This is a genomic window from Burkholderia sp. Ac-20349, assembly GCF_017104865.1.
Taxonomy (GTDB): Bacteria; Pseudomonadota; Gammaproteobacteria; order Burkholderiales; family Burkholderiaceae; genus Burkholderia; species Burkholderia aenigmatica.
Window position 1 is genome coordinate 26714 of record NZ_JAAGPM010000065.1, and the last position, 15799, is coordinate 42512.

Annotated in this window: 14 protein-coding genes and 1 pseudogene; 11 read left to right on the plus strand and 4 right to left on the minus strand. The window is 64.0% G+C overall.

Features of this window, described 5'->3' with window-relative positions; all coding sequences use genetic code 11:
• The first annotated feature begins 2 nt into the window (after positions 1-2).
• The 9 genes and pseudogenes from G3N61_RS21320 to G3N61_RS39625 form a co-directional block, all read left to right on the plus strand.
• The gene (locus G3N61_RS21320; protein WP_205823518.1) at positions 3-3164 is read left to right on the plus strand and encodes a multidrug efflux RND transporter permease subunit; all 3162 of its coding nucleotides are present in this window, start codon (positions 3-5) and stop codon (positions 3162-3164) included.
• 188 nt (positions 3165-3352) lie between these two features.
• Positions 3353-3676 carry a metalloregulator ArsR/SmtB family transcription factor gene (locus G3N61_RS21325; protein WP_043182962.1) on the plus strand — a complete coding sequence of 108 codons (324 nt, stop codon included), beginning with the start codon at positions 3353-3355 and terminating at the stop codon, positions 3674-3676.
• A complete protein-coding gene (locus G3N61_RS21330) occupies positions 3673-4101 on the plus strand; it encodes an SRPBCC domain-containing protein (protein WP_205823519.1) in 429 nt (142 codons plus the stop codon). Before G3N61_RS21325 ends, G3N61_RS21330 begins: the two co-directional genes overlap by 4 nt.
• A 124-nt stretch (positions 4102-4225) precedes the next feature.
• A complete protein-coding gene (locus G3N61_RS21335; RefSeq protein ID WP_205823520.1) occupies positions 4226-4810 on the plus strand; it encodes a flavodoxin family protein in 585 nt (194 codons plus the stop codon).
• A 312-nt stretch (positions 4811-5122) separates the two neighbouring features.
• Positions 5123-5560 carry an acetyltransferase gene (locus tag G3N61_RS21340; protein ID WP_043183186.1) on the plus strand — a complete coding sequence of 146 codons (438 nt, stop codon included), beginning with the start codon at positions 5123-5125 and terminating at the stop codon, positions 5558-5560.
• Positions 5561-5597: 37 nt separating this feature from the next.
• The gene (gene asd / locus G3N61_RS21345; RefSeq protein WP_043182953.1) at positions 5598-6713 is read left to right on the plus strand and encodes an aspartate-semialdehyde dehydrogenase; all 1116 of its coding nucleotides are present in this window, start codon (positions 5598-5600) and stop codon (positions 6711-6713) included.
• 154 nt (positions 6714-6867) lie between these two features.
• A complete protein-coding gene (locus tag G3N61_RS21350) occupies positions 6868-7362 on the plus strand; it encodes a DUF2938 family protein (RefSeq protein WP_205823521.1) in 495 nt (164 codons plus the stop codon).
• A 52-nt stretch (positions 7363-7414) separates the two neighbouring features.
• Positions 7415-7654 carry a hypothetical protein gene (locus G3N61_RS21355; protein WP_205823522.1) on the plus strand — a complete coding sequence of 80 codons (240 nt, stop codon included), beginning with the start codon at positions 7415-7417 and terminating at the stop codon, positions 7652-7654.
• A gap of 265 nt (positions 7655-7919) precedes the next feature.
• Positions 7920-8069, plus strand: a pseudogene (locus G3N61_RS39625) (helix-turn-helix domain-containing protein); the annotation flags it as partial.
• Between the two features lie 156 nt (positions 8070-8225).
• Here G3N61_RS39625 and G3N61_RS21360 read toward each other — a convergent pair.
• A complete protein-coding gene (locus G3N61_RS21360) occupies positions 8226-9125 on the minus strand; it encodes a LysR substrate-binding domain-containing protein (protein ID WP_205823523.1) in 900 nt (299 codons plus the stop codon).
• A gap of 238 nt (positions 9126-9363) precedes the next feature.
• Between G3N61_RS21360 and G3N61_RS21365 the strand changes: the two genes are divergently transcribed.
• Positions 9364-9825, plus strand: a complete 462-nt coding sequence (locus tag G3N61_RS21365) for a RidA family protein (RefSeq protein ID WP_122945425.1) — start codon at positions 9364-9366, stop codon at positions 9823-9825.
• 130 nt (positions 9826-9955) lie between these two features.
• On the opposite strand, the gene G3N61_RS21370 is transcribed toward G3N61_RS21365, so the two are convergent.
• On the minus strand, positions 9956-11524 hold the full coding sequence (locus G3N61_RS21370; protein ID WP_205823524.1) for an MFS transporter: 1569 nt from the start codon (positions 11522-11524) through the stop codon (positions 9956-9958).
• A gap of 153 nt (positions 11525-11677) precedes the next feature.
• Here G3N61_RS21370 and G3N61_RS21375 point away from each other — a divergent pair, with 153 nt between their 5' ends.
• A complete protein-coding gene (locus G3N61_RS21375; protein ID WP_089450707.1) occupies positions 11678-12565 on the plus strand; it encodes a LysR substrate-binding domain-containing protein in 888 nt (295 codons plus the stop codon).
• A 475-nt stretch (positions 12566-13040) separates the two neighbouring features.
• On the opposite strand, the gene G3N61_RS21380 is transcribed toward G3N61_RS21375, so the two are convergent.
• Both G3N61_RS21380 and G3N61_RS21385 read right to left on the minus strand, forming a co-directional pair.
• A complete protein-coding gene (locus tag G3N61_RS21380) occupies positions 13041-14579 on the minus strand; it encodes a DHA2 family efflux MFS transporter permease subunit (RefSeq protein ID WP_205823525.1) in 1539 nt (512 codons plus the stop codon).
• A partial coding sequence (locus G3N61_RS21385; protein WP_241017843.1) for an HlyD family efflux transporter periplasmic adaptor subunit occupies positions 14576-15799 on the minus strand: 1224 nt, incomplete at its 5' end. The genes G3N61_RS21380 and G3N61_RS21385, both read right to left, overlap by 4 nt.

Consider the following 15799-nt stretch of genomic DNA (forward strand, 5'->3'; position numbering starts at 1 on the left):
CGATGCCGTCATTCTTCATCGACCGCCCGGTATTTGCGTGGATCGTCGCGCTCGCGATCGTCGTCGCGGGCGTGCTGGCCATTCCGCAACTGCCGATCGCGCAGTATCCGCGCCTGGCGCCGCCGCGGGTCGTGATCACCGCGTCCTATCCGGGCGCGTCGACCGAGACGGTCGATGCCGATGTCGGCAGCATCATCGAGGAAAGCCTCGACGGCGCTGACGGCCTGCTGTACTACGAGACGAGCAGCGACGGCCACGGCAACCTCGAGATCGACGTGACGTTTTCGCCCGGTACCGATCCGGACATCGCGCTCGTCGACGTCAACAACCGGTTGAAGCAGGTCGAGCCGCGGCTGCCGCAGCAGGTCGTGCAGCAGGGGATCGGCGTGTTCAAGGCGGCGAACACGTTCCTGATGCTCGTCACGCTGACGTCGACCGACGGCACGCGCGATTCCGCGCAACTCGGCGATTACCTGAACCGCTACGTGCTGCGCGAGCTGAAGCGCGCGCCGGGTGTCGGCGCGGCCGAGCTGTGGGATGCCGACGAGGCGCTGCGGGTCTGGCTCGATCCGGTCAAGTTGCGCGAATACGATCTCGGCGCCGACGACGTGATCGCGGCGATCAGCGCGCAGAACGCGACGGTCACGGCCGGCGCGATCGGCGACGCGCCGTTCGTGCGCGGCCAGCAGCTCACCGCGACGGTCGTCGTCAAGGGGCAGCTCACGTCGCCGGAGGAGTTCGGCCGGATCGTGCTGAAGTCGAAGCAGGACGGTTCGGCGGTGCGCGTCGCCGACGTCGCGCGCGTCGAAATCGGCCGCGACGACTATTCGTTCTATTCGCGGCTGAACGGCCGGCCGGCGGCGACCGTCGGCATCCAGCTCGGCCCGCGCGGCAACGCGCTCGAAACGTCGAATGCGATCCGCGCGCGGCTCGCCGAGCTGTCGCGGACGCTGCCGCCGGGCGTCGCGGTCGAGATTCCGTTCGACGGCGCGCACTTCGTCAAGATCGCGATCCATGAAGTCGTGCTGACGCTCGTCGAGGCCGTCGTGCTGGTGTTCTGCGTGATGTGGCTGTTCCTGCGCGACCTGCGCTACACGCTGGTGCCGACCGTCGTGATTCCGGTCACGCTGATGGGCGCGTTCGTCGCGATGTGGGCGTTCGGGCTGTCGATCAACGTGTTCACGATGTTCGGCCTCGTGCTGGCGATCGGCATCCTGGTCGACGATGCGATCGTCGTCGTCGAGAGCGTGCACCGCGTGATGGAGGAGGGCGTGTCGCCGCGCGACGCCACGCGCCGGGCCATGAAGCGGATCGGCGGGGCGATCGTCGGCGTGACCGCGGTGCTGACCGCCGTATTCGTGCCGATGGCGTTTTTCCCGGGCAGCGTCGGCGGCATCTACCGGCAGTTCGCGGTGGCGATGATCGCGTCGATGCTGGTGTCGTCGTTCATGGCGCTGTCGCTCACGCCCGCGCTGTGCGCGAACCTGCTGAAGCCGGTCGCGCGACACGACGGCGGCACCGGCCGTGCGCGGCGACGCGGCATCGGCGCACGTCTGGCCGACCGGTTCGGCGCGGCCTTCGCGCGCGCCGAATCCGGCTATCGCCGCGTCGCCGTGTTTGCCGTGCGCCGCACCGGCATGGTCGTGGCGGTCTATGCGGCGCTCGTGATCGGATGCGGGCTGCTGTACTGGATGATGCCGGGCGGCTTTCTGCCCACCGAGGACCAGGGGCAGTTGCAGGTGATGATCCAGTTGCCGGCGGGCGCCACGCAGGCGCGCACGCTCGCCGTCGTCGAGCGTGTGGAGGCCATCCTGCACGGGGAGCCGGCGATTGCGAACGTGACGAGCGTGATCGGCTGGAGTTTCGTGGGCAGCGGGCAGAACGTCGGGATGGCGTTCGTGGAGCTGAAGGACTGGGCGAAGCGCGACGTCGACGCGATGGCGTTGCGCGACCGGCTCAACGCGCGCTTCGGCGCGATCCTCGACGGCGACGTCGAGGCCGCGCTGCCGCCGTCGGTGCGCGGCATCGGGCATTCCGACGGATTCACGTTCCGGCTCGAGGATCGTGGCGGAGTCGGGCTCGACGCGCTGAAGGCGGCTCGCGAGCAGCTTGCCGAACGCGCGAAGGCGGATCCGTTGCTGTCTGCCGTGCATTTCGAAGACCTGCCGGATGCGCCGCGTATCGAGCTCGATGTCGATCGCGCGAAGGCCTATGCGCTCGGCGTACCGTTCGAGCGGATCGCGGGGCTGCTGGGCGGCACGTTCGGCTCGAACTACATCAACGACTTTCCGGCGTCGGGCCGGATGCGGCGGGTGATCATCGAGGCCGATCCGGTCGCCCGCGCGACCGATACGCAATTGATGGCGCTCACCGTACCGAACCGCACCGGCGACATGGTGCCGCTGTCGGCCATTGCCGCGCCGCACTGGACGATCGGGCCGGTGATGCTGAACCGGTACAACGGCTATCCGTCGCTCGACATCAGCGGCCGGGCAGCGACCGGCACGAGTTCGGGCGCGGCGATGGCGGAGATGGAGCGGCTTGCCGCTGCGCTGCCGGCCGGGATCGGCTTCGACTGGGTCGATGCGGCGCGCGAGGAGCAGGTCGCCGCGCGGCAGACGCCGCTGCTCGTCGGGCTGTCCGTGCTCGCGGTCTTCATGGCGCTGGCCGCGCTGTACGAAAGCTGGACGATTCCGCTGTCGGTGCTGACGATCGTGCCGCTCGGCATGATCGGCGCGATTGCGGCGGCGCTCGCGCGCGGCATGCCGAACGACGTGTACTTCAAGGTCGGGATGATCACCGTGGTCGGGCTGGCGGCGAAGAACGCGATCCTGATCGTGCAGTACGCGCGCGACCTGGCCGGTCACGGCGTGCCGTTGCGGCAGGCGGTGGTCGACGCGGCCGCCGCGCGATTCCGGCCGATCGTGATGACGTCGATGGCATTCCTGCTCGGGGTCGTGCCGCTCGTGCTGGCGACGGGCGCGGGCGCGGAAAGCCGGCGCTCGATCGGCACGGGCGCGTTCGGAGGCGTGCTGGCGGCGACGGTGTTCGGGCTCGTGTTTGCGCCGGTCGCGTTTCGCGTCGTGGCATCGGCTGGCCGGCGCGGCCGGCGGGTGGCGGTGACGAGGCGCGACGATCGACAGGCGGAGACAGTCGGGGAGTGACGCACCACCGCCAGCGGATGGTCGGGCGTGGATGACTGACGGCAATGCCCATCGCATCCGGTTCGTCGAAGCGCACGACGATGCGTCGAAACCCGCCGCATCGACGCGCGGGGCAAATCACACGCTGCCGGGTTGAAAATCCATAACTCTACGGTTATCATTCAGATTCATAACTTTTGAGCTATGGATTGGAACCTACTGCCAACGACCTGTTTGCCGCGTTGGGCGAACCGACCCGCAGGGCCATTTTTCAGCGGCTTTCCCATGAAGGCGAGCAGACGGTCGGACGACTGACCGCGCATGCGGGCGTCTCGCAGCCGGCCGTGTCCAAGCATCTGGCCGTCTTGCGACAGGCCGGGCTGGTGGAAGGGCGCCCGGAAGGACGAGAAACCTATTACCGCGCCCGTTCGGAGGGGCTTGCGCCGTTGATCGACTGGCTCGGCGTCTACGGCGTGTTCTGGCGGGATCGAATCGACGCGCTGTCGGACCTGCTGGACAGGATGGACACATGACTGCATCGCGAGAATCGCACAGCCTGGTCGTGGAGCGAAACCTTCGGCATCCGCCCGAAAAAGTGTGGCGCGCACTCACGCAATCGTGGCTGATCGAGGAGTGGCTGATGGCCAACGACTTCGTGCCTGAGGTCGGCCACCGCTTTACGCTGCGCGCGGCGCCGTTGCCCGGGTGGTCGGGCATCACGAATTGCCAGGTCATCGCGGTGGAGCCGGAACGGTTGCTCAGCTATCGCTGGGGCGATGGAACGGAATCCGCAAGCGGGCTGAAGACGATCGTCACGTGGACCTTGACGCCGCATGAGGGCGGCACCGTGCTGCACATGGAGCAGTCGGGCTTCCCGTCTCCGACCGCACTCAGCTACGTGCGCCTCGGCGCGGCCTGGCCTCGCTTTCTGGACAAACTGGATCAGATCATCGGCTAGTTCCGGCGACTGAACATCAACGCTTTCTTCTTCCCGATGGGGCCTGCTGGACGGCCGGCCCCAGGGGTCATGCTTGCCTGGCGCAAGCCATCGGCTTCGGCCGCACGTTCAAGGAATTGCAGGTATGTCGACTGTCCGAATCGCAATCATCTATCACAGCATGTATGGTCACACTGCCAGGCAGGCGGATGCGGTGCGCGCCGGCGTGGAACGCATTCAAGGCGCAGAAGCGCTGCTCCTGACCACCGAGGAGGCGCCGTCGCGCTGGGACGACCTGGCAGTGGCGGACGGCATCATCTTCGGCTCGCCCACTTATATGGCCAGCGTGTCCGCAGGATTCAAGACTTTTCAAGAGGCGACCTCGAACGCCGTCCTGGCCAAAGGCGCATGGCAAGACAAGGTCGCTGCGGGGTTTACGAACTCGGGCGCTCACGCCGGCGACAAGCTTGCCACCTTGATCCAGATCGCGCTGTTTGCCGCCCAGCACGGCATGCATTGGGTCAACCTTGCGCTGCCGCCGGCGAACAACTCCACCACGGGCTCGGATCGGGACTTGAATCGTCTGGGATTCTGGCTCGGTGCGGGAGCGCAATCCAATGTCGATCAGGCGGCCGACGTCGTGCCGCCGGAATCGGATCTGGCCACGGCGCGCCATCTGGGTCAACGCGTGGCCGAGGTTGCGATGCAACTCGTGCGCGGACGGGCTTGAATGCTGTCGCGTGACGGCAAATGGCTGCGGTGACGTTCATCGGCCCTGGTGACGGCCGGCTCGTCGCGTTGAGCGGTGCCGTGTCCTGAACCGTCCGGTTTCGGTCCATCGTTGCGGTCGGCGTGTCCGGGCAGATGGAGGGCATCGGCACGGGTGGCAGGTCAGGGTGGCACACACTCCCGCCCCGGACGTTGATTCCAATGCAATTGATTGCCACTCGAATTCGATTTCGGTTTGGGGTGTGGATTAACTGACATTAGAAACCTCCCTTCGTGTGGGGTTTTGAATGATTCAATACCTGAAAATATGCAAATGATTAAGATTAGGGCCTCTCGACCCGAGGACGGTGCGCGCGCAGTTGAAATCTGGCGAGGTGCGGTTGATGCGACGCATGATTTTTTGTCAGCGGAAGACCGCCGCGCGATTGACGAAATGGTGTGCGGTTTTTTGCCGCAAGCGCCGCTTTGGCTTGCCGTCGATGCCAATGATTATCCATTGGCCTTCATGTTCATCGAGAGCGGGCACATGCAGGCGCTATTCGTTGATCCGGCTTGTCGAGGGACGGGCATTGGCGCTGCGCTGGTTCGCCACGGCCTGACGCTTCACCCGAACATGACGACTGACGTTAATGAGCAGAACAGTCAGGCAGTGGGTTTCTACGAAAAAATGGGCTTCAAGCGCATTGGCCATTCACCTGTCGACGATCAAGGCAGGCCGTACCCGCTGATTCATCTTGAATACCAAGGTTGAGCAGGATTGAAGTAATTTCGATAAGGCAGGGGAAACAATGACGAAGGTCGGACTGGTGGGTTGGCGCGGCATGGTGGGTTCCATGCTGATGAAGCGGATGCGCGAAGAGGGCGATTTTTCGAGAATATCGCCGACGTATTTCAGCACGTCGGCGGCAGGGCGCACGTATCGTGACCCGCTTGGTGCCGAGCACCGTCTGCTCGATGCGAACTCGGTCGAAAGCCTCGGCGAGATGGACATCATCATCACCTGCCAGGGCGGCGACTACACGAAGGCGGTGTATCCGGTGCTGCGTGCGTCGGGCTGGAGCGGATTCTGGATCGATGCGGCATCCGCGAAGCGGATGGATGACGATTCGATCATCGTGCTCGACCCGGTCAACCGCGAACAGATCGAGGCCGGCATCGCTGCGGGCGTGCGCAACTACATCGGCGGCAACTGCTCGATCACGCTCTCGCTTATCGGCCTGACCGGGCTGTTCCGCGCCGGGCTCGTCGAATGGATGAGCATGATGACCTACCAGGCAGCGTCGGGCGCCGGCGCACAGCATGTGAAGGAACTGCTCGGCCAGATGTCGGCCGTCGCCAAGCGTGTCGACGACACGCTTGGCGATCCGAACACGCCGGTGCTCGACGTGCTGGCGAAAGCACACGCAGCGTCGCGCGCGAGCGACTATCCGGTCGAAGCGTTCGGCGCGCCCCTCGCGGGCAGCATCATTCCGTGGATCGACAGCGACCTCGGCAACGGCGTGAGCCGCGAGGAATGGAAGGGCGAAGTCGAGACGAACAAGATCCTCGGGCTGCCGCCGGGCACGATCCGGGTTGACGGACTCTGCGTGCGCGTCGCTGCGCTGCAGAGCCACTCGGCCGCGATCACGCTGAAGCTGAAGGAGAACGTCGAACCCGATCGTCTCGAAAGGCTGATTCGCGACGCGCACGAGTGGGTCGATTTTGTGCCGAACACCCGGCAGGAAACGATTCAACGGCTGTCGCCCGCTGCTGTCAGCGGATCGCTGAAGATCGGTGTGGGCAGACTGCGTCGCCTCAACGTCGAGCCGCAGATGTACAGCGTGTTGACCACGGGCGATCAATTGCTATGGGGGGCGGCTGAACCGCTGCGGCGCGTGCTGAACATGATTCTGAACGCGCAGTAGGTTTGCAGCGAGCAGGGCGTTTCAGCGATGGCGGAGCAACGTGCGCCGCCGTCGCTTGATCTTTCGGTGGTCGCTTCGTCCCGATACGTGGAAAGCCCGACTCGATGCGGGTGGCGTCGACGCGCTTCGCGTCTGGAAAGCAGAGAGAAAAACCATGAGTGACATCATCATCGCAGGCGTTTTTATCGGCCTGATTGCCACCGCGCTGTCGGATGGGTGGGCCGTGTTTCTCGAAAAGGCGTTCAAGGTGCCGAATTACGGCTTCGATGTCGTGGGACGCTGGATTGGGCACATGGCGCGCGGACAATTCTTCCACAAGCCGATTTTCGCGTCGCCGCCGATTCCGGGCGAAAAGGCGATCGGCTGGATCGCCCATTATGCATTGGGTGCAGCGTTCGGCTTCTTGCCGATCCTGCTCGGTGGCGGCACGGACTGGATTGCCCGTCCGACGTGGGCAGCGGCGATCGCAGCAGGTCTTCTTACGCTCGCGGTACCGTTCTTCATCGTCGTGCCTGCGTTCGGGATGGGTGTCCTGTGCTCGCGCACGCCGGATCCCTGGGCGGCACGTCGCCAGGGCGTTATCGCGCACCTGTACTACGGCATTGCGCTGTACATCGCCGCAATCTTCTTTGCGATGCTGATGCGCTAAGGACGGGTGATGGTGAAGCATCGACCGCATGCGGTCCATCCAGGAGATTTCGATGACGTGCGAAAAGTGTCGCAGCTTTGGTGGAACGCGCTCCAACTATGAATATCTGGGTATAAATATTTCCAGGCACGCGGAGTTGTACCAGTGCAAGCATTGTGGGCAGTTTCTGGAGATTGTTGCGGAAGCCCGAGCACCGTCTTTTCTTGCGCTTGAGCAGGCCAAGGAACATTTCCCGGATGCTCGCAAAGCGCTCGAAAAGAATGCGTCGCGAAAGCGAGAGGTGGCGGACTGAGCGAAATCCGCTGATGGCCAGGAGGTCGGTACTGGTTTGGCATCGTGATTGGACGAACATGACTTTGGAAATGGGAGCGAAATTGCTTGAACGGACGGGTCACTGGGCCGTCTGCCACGCTAAAAACGTGATTTGACATAATCATAGTTATCGATATTTTCTGTGTAGGTCCCAAGTTCAGATGTCGTGTTTCCGCTAAATAAAAATGTCGTGTTTTTGACCGCTGGCATGCTGGACGGCTCGTTGAGCAAGCGCGGAGCCGACCATGCAGCCACCCGGATTGGTGACATTGACGATGCGAGAGCTTGATCGACTCAAGGTAATCCAGGCTGTGGTGGACACGGGCTTGAAGCCTGGACCTGCAGCCGAACGGCTGGGCCTGAGCGTGCGCCAGGTGGAACGGCTGGTCATCCGGTAGCCGGGTTCCTGGAACGGATGTGCGACAGTGCCTTGCCCGTTCTTCCGCTACGAGCAGTTGCGTCGCGCGCGTGTCGAAGCGATCGCGGCGGCTGCGGCAAGGACCAACACCCGAATCGCCACAAGGTCGTGGGAGCCCACCCGGAATCACGAATCAAGGGGGCGAACGATCCGCCGGCTCGGTAGACAGGCTCCTCAGCATGTCTGCAAACATGCTCGCCGCGCGGGTTCGCCCTGTCCTGTTCGACCAGAGCAAGCCCAGATCACGCGACAGCTCAGGGCCCGTTATGCGCAACAGATTGACGTGTTCGAAGCGCGCACCGGCGCTTTCGGGAACGATGGCGGCAAGCTGTCCTTGCGCCGCGACGGCGAGAAGCGACTCGGCGGTATCCATTTCTACGGCGACTGCCAGATGTGCGCCGACATTTCTGAACGTTTCCTCGATCAGGATTCGTGTCGAAAATCTCGAAGTGAGCAGTGCCAGCGGGATCGAATCGAGTGCTTTCCACTGGATCCGGTGCTTCTTCGCGAGAGGATGGCTTCGGCCGACCGCCAGCACGAGTCGCTCCGTGAACAAATACTCCGATTCGACATCGTCGCGCGACGCGGGATGAAATGCGATGCCGAGGTCAAGCGCGCCCAGCGCCAGATTGTCTTCAAGCTCCGCCGCTAGAAGATCCCGAACCGAGATCCGCACTTTCGGATACCGCTGATTGAAGGTCGCAACGGCATCCGGCAAGAATGCAAGCGGAAACACGGGGATTGCACCGAGGGTGAAAGTACCCGCCTCGAGTGCCTTGAGTTCCTGCACGGCCCGTTTGGCGTGCATCGCTTCGTTGCATGCCCGAGCCGCGTAGTCGCGAAAAATGCGGCCTGCCTGCGTGAGCCGGATGCTGCGCCCGATCCTGTCGAACAGCGCGGCACCCAGTTCCTCTTCGAGCTGATGCAGCGCGTGTGACAGCGTGGATTGCGCGACGTACATCGTTTCGGCGGCCCGCGACAGGTTGTTCAGTTCAGCGATGGCCAGAAAATAGCGAAGGTGTCGCAGTTCCATAGGTGCCTGCCGTGGAGTTTTTTCACGATGCCGCGCACGCCCGAGAGAGCGGGCAATTCGATTGCGCCAGCGTAGCAACATCGATCGATACTGTCGAACGAATCCATCCAATTAATTCATTTTTTAGATCGTCGACGCTCACCTATCATCCGTCTTGTTGTCGGTAGTGGGCGCATGCGGCACGAGCGCGACCTGGCTGACAGCGCCCGAACCCGTGAGACTCAATCCAGAACATGAAATGAGCGACGCAATTTTACGACACCCGACTCCCCTGTCCCGCGAGGAATCCTGGGCTCGCGAATTCTCCGAAGCGATCGAAGTGCCCGCAGGGGCGAAAACCATAACGTTGAGCGGTGTAGGCGCGTTGCCGTCCAATCGGGATGCCGGGTCGCGCACGGTCGAGTATTTCGGCGACATGCAGACGCAAACAAGAAGCGTCCTGGACCAGATTCAGCAGATCCTGGAAGCCAGGGGATATGCACTTGGCGATGTCGTTGCTGTACAGGCCCTGTTCGTCGCGGATCCGGCGAATGACGGCATGCCGGACTTCGACGGCTTTTCAACGGTCTATCGCAACTACTTCGGGTCAAAAGCACAACCGAATTTGCCTGCTCGCACTCGCGCACAAGTTGTGCGGTTGGTCGAGCCGGGCTGGCTGGTCGAAGTGACCGTCACGGCAGCGAAGGTAGTCAACACCTGATACACACCCGATGTGTCGGCAACCCGCTCGACAATTGTGAAGGCGCGGCGCTTCAGGGCGGCATGCGCCGAAGCGCGAACGTGAAGAGTGCTCACGGGTGCCGGGGATGTGCCGCGCCGCGGCCTGCCGATCAGTTCAATTCCCGGTCGTCGTCAGGATTCCAATTGACGTCAACGACTCGTGCGGATGAACTGGCGGGACCGAAGATCGCGAAACTGACGGCAGCCAGCAACCATGCCGCCAGGCCGCCGTAAAGCATGACCGAGCCGAAGCCATGAACGAGCGCGTCGTGGGTAATGCGCCCGGACGGATCGAGCGTCGGCAACACAGGGGCGAATTGCGCGAGGTGGGCAAGATTGCCGGTGGCAATGACCTCGGTCAACGCGCGTAATTGCAGGCCATCTGGAGCGTCCGGCCAGGCGCTTTTCAGATACGCGAAGATGCTTTGAGACAAGATCGATCCCATCAATGCAATGTTGATCGCGAACGTGATCAGCCGTGCGCTCATGTCGATACCGGCGGCCATGCCTGCGCGGTCGCTCGATATCGAGCCCGTGACCGTATTGGTGACGGTCGTGTTGGTGAAACCGAGTCCGCACCCCGCTACCAGGCAACCGGGAATCGCGGTGAGCCAGCCGGCATTGGCCGCGCCGCTTCCGATCCGGATCAGGAAAAGGCCCAGGCCAATGGTGAACAAGCCAGCGGGAATGATCAGGCGCGGGCTGTACCGAAGCATCAGTCGTTCCGCGAGCGGCGGCATCACCAGCGTAGGAAGCGTATAGGCCAGCAGACATGCGCCGGCGACGACGGGCGTGTAGCCCAGTGCACCCTGAAAGTAGATCGGCAGATAGATATTGAGCGGCCAGAAGCTGACATTCATCGCGATGGAGCCGACGAGCGCGCCGGAAAGCGGACGTATCCTGAATACGGAAAAATCGAACATCGGTTGGGGATGCCTGAATTCGATCACGATGAATGCAACGAGGCTGATCGTTGCCGCCAGCACGACACCCATGCTGCCGGTGAAGCCGGCAGACGATCCTTGTGTAATGAAAAAGGTCGCGCCAAGTACCGCGAGCACCAGCGTGAACAGCCCCGCGAGATCCAGCTTCGTTTCGTGGCGATTCCTCGATTCTTCAACGTGGTTGAAAACGAGCACGCCGGTCAGCCCGGCGAGCAGCACGTGTATCAGGAAGATCCAGCGCCAGTTCGAGAGCGCCACGATCAGGCCGCCGACAAGCGGCCCCAGGCCGAGGCCGATGCCGAAGACCAGCCCCCAGATGGCAAACGCCCGGCTACGCGCCCTTCCCGTCTGGAATTGATGCGACAGCACCGCTATCTGGGAAATGATCATCGCACCGCCGCCCAGGCCCTGGAGGAATCGGCTGACGATCAGGAAGGACATGCTTTGCGCGAGACCGCACATCAGGGACGTCACTGCAAACCAGGCAAGACTCAGGACGAACATGCGCTTTCGCCCGTAACGATCCGCCAGTGTGCCCGTGACCATCAGGACGGTCGTGCAGGCGATGGTGTAGGCATTCATGACCCACTGCATGGACTTGAAATCGCCGTGCAGGACGGTCTGCAGCGTCGGGAGGATGACCGGCACACTGGATATTTCCAGGTGAAACATGACGCCGGCCAGACTGACCGCAGTCAATACGACGGCATGCTTGCGGGTATCGGAGATGAACATGGCTCGCTCGATTCGGATGGATATGAAGGGGCGAACAGCAGGGAAACGACTCAAGTTCGCCAGGCCATCCTACAAGCCGGTTTATCGTGGATAAACGGGATGCGATTCCATACAGAATGAACCTGCCTGTCCGGAATAATTCACACGCCGATGATGAATAACCTGAACTGGGTGCAATCGTTCGTGCGGGTCGCCGATACCCGCAGCTTTGTCGCCGCGTCCCGGCATTTGGGCGTATCGGCTTCTGCGGTCGGCAAGAATGTGGCACGGCTGGAAGCGCACCTCGGCGTCAGGCTGTTTCACCGCAGTACGCGCAGCGTGGCGCTCACCCCCGAGGGCGTCATTTTTCTGGATCGGTGCCGCCGCATACTGGGCGAGCTGGATCTTGCGGAGGTCGAGCTTCAGCAGCGCGCCGGCGCACCTCGCGGCAAGTTGCGGATCAGCCTGCCGCTCACCAGCGTGGTGACACCGCAGCTCCTGTCCAGGTTTCATCGACGTTACCCGGAGATCGAGCTGGAGGTGGATTACTCCGATCGGCTGGTCGATGTGATCGACGAAGGTTTTGATGTCGTCGTTCGTTCAGGACAGCCGCGGGATTCGCGCTTGATCACACGCGTGCTGGGATCCTGCCGCCGTATCATCGTCGGGTCGCCGGACTATTTCGAACGGTACGGCATACCGGAACGACCTCGGGATCTCGAGCATCATGCGGTGCTGCTGTATCGATATCCGAGTACCGGGAAAATCCAGCCCTGGCCGTTCCCGGATGGAACGCCGATGGCCGAGATCAAGCTCAAAGCGGCCGCCGTCTCGAACATGAGCCCGTCGCTTCTCGCGTTGGCGTGTGACGGCGCCGGCATCGCCTGCCTGCTGGACCATGAAGTCAAAGACAAACTCCGGGACGGATTCTTGCGCCCCGTCCTCGAAGGGGACGCCGCGCCTTCCGTCACCTACCGGATTCTTTGGCCGCCGAGCAGGCAGCGCTCGCCGAAGGTAAGAGCGTTCGTCGACTGCATCACGGAAGAGGCAGCGTTGCACTAGCGGCTACTTTCTCGTCGCTTTCCGGTACGGATACATCACGGAAAACGCGCGGGCGAGCGCTCGCTGCGACGAACCTTCGCCCGCACCGTCCGTGTCTTCCCGATATCGCAAAAGAACGGAACGCGCGGAGGCCGGCAGCGCGTCCCCGATGCGAGTATCGAAAGCGTTGCATCCCTCTTTGCGCCGCCGACCGTTGCGGAAGGGTTTGCGTCGGTTACCCGGATCCAGGGCGACTGATGCAGAACATCCAGCGCGAGCGACAGAATCGTCACGAACGCTGTTTCCGGCTCCGGTGACCGCCTGAACCCAAGCGACCGCGGCGCGACCGAACGCATCGCGCGAGGTCCGCAATCAATTCACCTGCCCCCGCCGTACCCCTACCCGGCAACGACCACTACTGTCGGCACCGCCCCGGCCCGTGCCCTCGTCTGCTTGACGGCATCACCGGCGCGTCGTCCGAGGCCGCGCAGCTTCGTCACCGCTTCGCGGCGGCGCCGGGGCCGAACGGCGGACGGGCGAGCCAGACCACCGCGATCACGGCGAGATACACGCAGCCGAGCGCGAACGAAACGTCGTTGAACGAGATCTGGTATGCCTGCGCGTCGACCAGGTTGCCCAGCAGCGTCGCCGCCCGCTGCGGATCGCCACCGCCGAGCCGCGCGATCTCGGTCCGCACGGCCGGATCGAACGGGCTCACGTGCTCGCTGAGCTGCGCATGGTGCAGGATCGCGCGCCGATCCCACAGGAACGACGTGATCGACACCGCGAAGCTCGCGCCGAGCGTGCGCAGGAACGTCGACAGGCCGGAGCCGGCGGCGATCTCGTCCGGCTTCAGGTCCGACAGCAGGATGCTGTTGATCGGCATGATGAACAGCGCGAGGCCGAGGCCCTGCAGCAGCTGAATCAGCGCGATGTGCGTGAAGTCGATGTCGGGCACGAAGCCGGCGCGCAGGAACGATGACGTGCCGAGGATCGCGAACGCGCAGCACACGAGCATGCGCATATTGAAGCGCGCCGCGTACTTGCTCATGAACGGCGTCATCAGCACCGGGATCACGCCCATCGGCGCGACGGCGAGCCCGGCCCAGAACGCCGTGTAGCCGAGCGTGCGCTGCAGCCACTGCGGCACGATCACGTTGACCGCGAAGAATGCGGAGTACGCGAGCACGAGCGTCAGCGTGCCGGCCGCGAAGTTGCGATGCGCGAAGAGCCGCAGGTTCACGATCGGATTCGGCTCGTTGAGCTCCCAGATCAGGAACAGCGCGATGCCGAACGCGGCGACCACCGACATCACGACGATGAACGTCGAGTTGAACCAGTCAGCCTCGTTGCCTTTGTCGAGCACGATCTGCAGCGCGCCGACGCCGACGATCAGCGCGGCGAGGCCGACATAGTCGACGCGCGCGGCAACGGTCGTCTCGACGCGTGCACGCATCTGCGCGAACACGCACATTGCGGCGAATACGCCGATCGGCAGGTTGATCAGGAACGCCCAGCGCCACGAATAATGCTCTGTGACCCAGCCGCCGAACACGGGCCCCGCGATCGGCGCGACGACGGTGACCATCGCGATCATCGACAGCGCGAAGCCGCGCCGCTGCGGCGGATAGATCGACAGCATCAGCGCCTGCGTGGTCGGGATCATCGGCCCGGCCACCAGGCCCTGCAGCGCGCGGAACGCGACGAGCTGCGGCAGGTTCTGTGCGAGGCCGCACAACAGCGACGCGAACGTGAACGCGAGCGTTGCCCACACGAACAGCCGCACCTGCCCGATGCGCTTGACGAGAAACCCGGTCAGCGGCAGCGCAATCGCGTTGCTGACCGAGAACGTCGTGACGACCCACGCGCCCTGCGTCGTGCTCACGCCGAAGTTGCCGGCGATCGTCGGCAGCGATACGTTCGCGACGGTGCCGTCCAGCACCTGCATGAAGACCGCGAGCGCGAGGCCGAAGGTCGTCAGCGCGACGCTCGACGGACGAAAGCCGCTGTCGGCGGCCGCCATCGGGGCGCTCATCGCCCTGCCTCCGCGCGCCCTGCCGCCGGCAGGTTCGCATGGATGACATCGGCGATCAGGCTGTCGGCGCGTGCGAGCTCGTCGCGGTACACGTCGGTGTGGAATACCGGATCGCGCTGCTCGCGACGCGACAGCATCTCGCCGCTACGGTCGTGCTGGTCGACGCGTGCGTGCATCGACAGGCCGATGCGCAGCGGATGCGCGTCGAGCTGCGTTGGATCCGTCAGTTCGATGCGGACCGGCAGCCGCTGCACGATCTTGATCCAGTTGCCGGTCGCGTTCTGCGCGGGCAGCAGCGAGAACGCGCTGCCGGTACCGACCCCGAGGCTCTGCACGCGGCCGGTATAGCGCACCGCGTCGCCGTACAGGTCGGCGCTCAGTTCGACCGGCTGTCCGATACGCATGTGTTCGAGCTGCTTCTCGGTGAAGTTCGCGTCGACCCACAGCTCGCGCAGCGGCACGACCGCGAGCAGCGGCACGCCGGGCGACACACGTTGCCCGACCTGGACCGTACGCTTCGCGACATGGCCGGTGACGGGCGTGACGACGTCGGTGCGTGCATGTGCGAGGAAAGCGGCACGCAGCCGTTCGGCCGCGGCCTGCACGTCGGGGTGCGACGCGACCGCGGTGTCGTCGATCAGCGCCTTGCTCGTCTGGTGCTGCTCGCTCAGCGTCGCGAGCGCGCTCTGCGCAGCCGCGTATGCGCTTTGCGCGGACGTCAGCGTGTCGCGTGCATGCGCGAGTTCCTCGCGTGAAATCGCGCCGGAGCGGTCGAGATCCTCGCGTCGGCTGTAGTCCGCCCTCGCCTTGTCGAGCGCGGTGCGTCGCGTGTCGAGTTCGGCGCGTGCGCCGCCGATGCTGTTCGCAAGCCCGCGCTCGTTGCTGTACAGGCCGCGCACCTTGCGGACCGTTGCCGCGAGATCGGCCTTCGCGGTCTCGAGCGTGATCTGCGCGTCGCTCGGGTCGAGACGGACGAGCGGCGTGCCGGCGTGTACGAGGTCGCCGTCGTCCGCGTCGATCGACACGACGGTGCCCGTCACCTGCGACGTCAGCTCGACGACGTTGCCGTGTGCGTATGCGTTGTCGGTGGATTCGTACCAGCGTCCGGCGATTGCGTACCAGAGGCCCCAAGCGACGAGTCCGAACGTGAATACGGTGACGAGCGCGCGCACGAGGTGCTTGCGTCGCGCGGGCGGCGGCGTCGCGGGCGCGGCCCCGCC

Excerpts from the sequence above, each read along its gene's own strand:
- G3N61_RS21320 (WP_205823518.1), top strand. The coding sequence starts at position 3 with ATGCCGTCATTCTTCATCGACCGCCCGGTATTTGCGTGGATCGTCGCG.
- G3N61_RS21330 (WP_205823519.1), top strand. The coding sequence starts at position 3,673 with ATGACTGCATCGCGAGAATCGCACAGCCTGGTCGTGGAGCGAAACCTT.
- G3N61_RS21335 (WP_205823520.1), top strand. The coding sequence starts at position 4,226 with ATGTCGACTGTCCGAATCGCAATCATCTATCACAGCATGTATGGTCAC.
- G3N61_RS21340 (WP_043183186.1), top strand. The coding sequence starts at position 5,123 with ATGATTAAGATTAGGGCCTCTCGACCCGAGGACGGTGCGCGCGCAGTT.
- asd (WP_043182953.1), top strand. The coding sequence starts at position 5,598 with ATGACGAAGGTCGGACTGGTGGGTTGGCGCGGCATGGTGGGTTCCATG.
- G3N61_RS21350 (WP_205823521.1), top strand. The coding sequence starts at position 6,868 with ATGAGTGACATCATCATCGCAGGCGTTTTTATCGGCCTGATTGCCACC.
- G3N61_RS21355 (WP_205823522.1), top strand. The coding sequence starts at position 7,415 with ATGACGTGCGAAAAGTGTCGCAGCTTTGGTGGAACGCGCTCCAACTAT.
- G3N61_RS21360 (WP_205823523.1), bottom strand. The coding sequence starts at position 9,125 with ATGGAACTGCGACACCTTCGCTATTTTCTGGCCATCGCTGAACTGAAC.
- G3N61_RS21365 (WP_122945425.1), top strand. The coding sequence starts at position 9,364 with ATGAGCGACGCAATTTTACGACACCCGACTCCCCTGTCCCGCGAGGAA.
- G3N61_RS21370 (WP_205823524.1), bottom strand. The coding sequence starts at position 11,524 with ATGTTCATCTCCGATACCCGCAAGCATGCCGTCGTATTGACTGCGGTC.
- G3N61_RS21375 (WP_089450707.1), top strand. The coding sequence starts at position 11,678 with ATGAATAACCTGAACTGGGTGCAATCGTTCGTGCGGGTCGCCGATACC.
- G3N61_RS21380 (WP_205823525.1), bottom strand. The coding sequence starts at position 14,579 with ATGAGCGCCCCGATGGCGGCCGCCGACAGCGGCTTTCGTCCGTCGAGC.